General features: G+C 55.6%; 7 protein-coding genes and 1 pseudogene. 5 read left to right on the top strand and 3 right to left on the bottom strand.

Annotated features, from left to right (window positions below; all coding sequences use genetic code 11):
• Window positions 1–214 precede the first annotated feature (214 nt).
• The 5 genes from HW443_RS10060 (at window position 215) to HW443_RS10040 (ending at window position 1,562) form a co-directional block, all read left to right on the top strand.
• Entirely contained in the window at window positions 215–472 is a 258-nt protein-coding gene (locus tag HW443_RS10060; protein ID WP_176235861.1) for a CopG family ribbon-helix-helix protein, read from the top strand.
• Window positions 465–686: a type II toxin-antitoxin system PemK/MazF family toxin gene (locus HW443_RS10055; RefSeq protein WP_176238141.1), complete on the top strand. Its 222-nt coding sequence runs from the start codon at window positions 465–467 to the stop codon at window positions 684–686. The genes HW443_RS10060 and HW443_RS10055 overlap by 8 nt, the downstream gene beginning before the upstream one ends.
• Before the next feature lie 10 nt (window positions 687–696).
• Window positions 697–834, top strand: a complete 138-nt coding sequence (locus HW443_RS10050; protein ID WP_176238140.1) for a type II toxin-antitoxin system PemK/MazF family toxin — start codon at window positions 697–699, stop codon at window positions 832–834.
• Window positions 835–936: 102 nt separating this feature from the next.
• Window positions 937–1,164 (top strand): DUF433 domain-containing protein, encoded by a 228-nt coding sequence (locus HW443_RS10045; RefSeq protein WP_176227145.1) that lies wholly within the window; start codon window positions 937–939, stop codon window positions 1,162–1,164.
• On the top strand, window positions 1,164–1,562 hold the full coding sequence (locus tag HW443_RS10040; protein WP_176235860.1) for a DUF5615 family PIN-like protein: 399 nt from the start codon (window positions 1,164–1,166) through the stop codon (window positions 1,560–1,562). Before HW443_RS10045 ends, HW443_RS10040 begins: the two co-directional genes overlap by 1 nt.
• A gap of 85 nt (window positions 1,563–1,647) precedes the next feature.
• Here HW443_RS10040 and HW443_RS10035 read toward each other — a convergent pair whose 3' ends face one another.
• The 3 genes and pseudogenes from HW443_RS10035 to HW443_RS10025 all read right to left on the bottom strand — a co-directional run.
• On the bottom strand, window positions 1,648–1,872 hold the full coding sequence (locus HW443_RS10035; protein WP_176238139.1) for an Os1348 family NHLP clan protein: 225 nt from the start codon (window positions 1,870–1,872) through the stop codon (window positions 1,648–1,650).
• A 428-nt stretch (window positions 1,873–2,300) separates the two neighbouring features.
• Window positions 2,301–2,906 (bottom strand): dephospho-CoA kinase, encoded by a 606-nt coding sequence (coaE, locus tag HW443_RS10030; RefSeq protein WP_258189896.1) that lies wholly within the window; start codon window positions 2,904–2,906, stop codon window positions 2,301–2,303.
• Window positions 2,907–3,041: 135 nt separating this feature from the next.
• Window positions 3,042–3,311: pseudogene (locus HW443_RS10025) on the bottom strand (hypothetical protein); the annotation flags it as partial.

Genomic DNA, 3,311 nt, shown 5'->3' with positions numbered 1-3,311 from the left:
CGTACGTAAGTGGCCAATCCGCGCGGGCCTTCTACGGTCTGAGTCCCGAGTACGTGCCCGTGATCACCAGTGTCGCGACGGCGCGCCCCGCGCGCTGGGAAACCCCCTTCGGCGTGTTGGAATTTCGCCACATCAAAACTGATTTGTTGACTCTTATCCTGAGATAGTATATACTTTGGACGCGTAAATATCAATATAGAAAGGGCAATTTCGTATGGAACGTGTGATGCTTACTTTACCAGCGGATCTCTTGCAGGCAGTAGACACGGCAGCACGACGACTGGGGCAGAAGCGCAGCCAGGTGGTGCGTCAGCTCTTGCAAGATTGGTTAGAACGGCAGCGGCAGCAAGAATTCGAGGCGTTGTTGGCCGAGGGGTATCAAGCAATGGCTCGGGAAGCCGCTGGCATTACCTCAGAAAGCGTACCTTTACAGGCCACCGCAGCCGAGGGAGTCTGGCGCTGGGATGAGTAAGGAGCAGACTTTCTGCCGCGGCGACGTCGTTCTGGTGTCCTTCCCGTACGTTACTGAGCCGACACGGACCAAGGTGCGCCCAGCCGTCATCATCCAGAACAATGTGGGCAACCGCTTTAGCCCCAATCTCATTGTCGCGGCCATTTCTTCTCAACTTCCCAGGCGAGAATACCCCCCCCAACCTCATTGTGCGCCAGGACTCCCCAGAGGCTGAAGGCACCGGGTTGGATGGGGACTCGGTCATTCAAGCGGAAGTCATCCTCACCGTTCCCAAGACCAGTGTGGTCAAACGGCTGGGGCAATTTAACGACGTGACCATGCGGGCGATTGACCAATGTGTGAAGGTGAGTCTGGGCCTCTGATGACAGATGACATACACTTGCGTGCCTGCCTGCTCGTTGCCTCCTATCCTGAGATAGCGTATACTTTGAGCGTGCCAATATCAGCAAGCGAAGGAGCGCTATATGGTGACTGATCGTATCGAAATCAATCCTGCCGTGATGCTGGGCAAGCCGGTGATTCGCGGGACGCGCATTCCGGTCGAACTCATCCTCCGTAAACTCAGTGAAGGTGCGACAGAGGCTGACCTGCTGGACGCCTACCCGCGTCTGACCCCCGAAGACATTCGGGCTGCATTGGCGTATGCCGCCGACTCACTAGCGCACGAAACCATTTTGCTGCAAACGGCCTGATGACCACCTCTACCGTGCGCTTTCTAGCCGACGAAAGTTGCGACTTTGCCGTCGTGCGCGCTTTGCGAACCGCGGGCTACGATGTGCTCGCTGTGAGCGAAGTGACATGCCGCTCCGACGACAGCGAACTCATCGCGCAGGCTGCGCAGGAACAGCGTATCCTCCTCACCGAGGACAAAGACTTTGGCTGGCTGGTCTTCGTGAGCCGCGCAGACTCGCCCGGTGTGATCTTGATTCGCTTTCCCGGCAACGCCCGCAAGGCGCCAGCCCAGACCGTCAGGCAACTCGTGCAGGAAAACGGAGAAGCATTGAGCGGTTGCTTCACAGTCGTGCAGCCCGGCCACATCCGCATCACTCGCAAGCCCAGCCCCGAGAACCTTAATCAACCACCTTTGTGAAGTGCGTAGCCGCGCCGCCCCTTCGTCCTTCGCCTTTGCTCAGGATGCTCAGGGTAAACCGCGCCCCCGCACTCACCAGCGCGCGTCAGCGCCAAAAGGCGCCTGCGCCGCCCCTGGCCAGCCGCTTGTCCACGCCCATGGCGCGCAGAGCGTCTTGATCGCCACTCTTCAGCGCGGCGACCTCCTCGGGCGTCAGGTGGTAGTCTTTGATCGCTTCATCAAAGCTCATCTTGAGTTGCGCGAAAAAGGTTTCATCGTTGAGGGCGCGTTCGAGTAATTGCGTGACGGCTTGCAGTGAGATGGTTCTCACCTCCTCCCCGTAAGACTCGACCGCGATTTTGCAGTTCCTCCCCTCACCCCCACTCTCTCCTATGGGGAGAAGGTGTAACGTTCCCTCTCCCTTGTAGAGAGAGGAGACAGGGTGAGGGTGAATATCAACCAAAAATTGGGCTTTGTTCTAAAGTTACGTGATGGAGCTATTTTTGTTGACATAGCCAAATAAAAATCGGATTCTCCTTTTAAGTGTAACCCAAATAGAAAGGAATCGCCCATGCACCGTGGCGCGCCGCGGTGCATGGGCGATTTGTGCATATGTCAGACCCCTTCCGATTTCCACTTTAGCACGGGTGACCCGAAGATGCAACAGGAATTTGATGCGACGGGGCGATTCAACGACCTGACCATGCGGGCTATTGATCAATGTGTGAAGGTGAGTCTGGACCTCACCTCTTTACCTGCTCATTGAGACTCTTTACGGCTTCTTCTAGCGAATTCATCCCACACTCTTTTCACTTCTCTAACCAACTCCTCCCTATCGCCCTCATTTTTAATAACAAAGTCTACTTTGTGGGCAGGAATTTGGAGATTTTGGCCTCGGATGCGAAGACAAGCCTCCTCCTCGGAGAGACCCGTCTTTTGGATCAGCCTTCTCAGTCGGAACTCGTCATCGGCGTCCACGCAGACTATGTAATCACAATTGTTCTCATATCCGGTCTCGAAGAGCAATGGAGCTTCCAGCACGATTGTCCGACCGGTTCCCCTCAGACGACGAACTTCAAGATCAATTATCTCTATGATGGGGGGGAGAATGATGGAATTCAGTTTCCTTCGCTTCTCCTCCTGGGAGAAAATCAGATGGGCCAGCCTGGAGCGGTCCAACTGACCATCGGGAAGGAGGATGTCCTCCCCAAACTCCTGGGCCAGCTGGGCCAGAACCGGCGAACCAGGAGCTACCACTTTTCGGGCCATGTGGTCAGACTCAATGATCTCTGCTCCCAGTTCTCGGAAAATGCTGAGAGCCTCGGTCTTGCCCGAGGCCATGGGTCCCACCAGACAGATTAACATGTCCTTTTCCCAAACCTACTAATAGATGGTGCATCAGTAGATACCCACGGGCAAAGCCCGTGGCACTTTACAGGTCCTTCTCAGCCTTTGGTTGGGATCGACACCAGAGCCAGAGGAAATCAAAAGGCCAGATCTCTAGGAGCGAGCCTCCTTTTTCATCTCCTCTAGAACTGACTCAAGAGATTTATCTTTGGCTTCCTTTCCCTCCTTGCCTTCCTGCGTGGCTGAGGCTGTTTCTCTTGGCTCAGTGGAGGGAATAGCTTGTTTGACATCGGGCGCAGGAGTGGGATAAGGGACAGGGGCATCTTGGGCCTCGGGCTGGGGCGCGGCCTCTTTGGTCTCGGTCTCGGAAGCGTCTTTCTGGGCTTCAGCTTCGACAGTATCTTCTTTAATCTGGGTCTTGGG

The sequence above is a fragment of the Candidatus Hakubella thermalkaliphila genome (assembly GCF_013281975.1).
GTDB classification, from domain to species: domain Bacteria; phylum Actinomycetota; class Humimicrobiia; order Hakubellales; family Hakubellaceae; genus Hakubella; species Hakubella thermalkaliphila.
The sequence above is the reverse complement of the archived record's forward strand: the minus strand, read 5'-3'. Positions and strand labels throughout refer to the sequence as shown.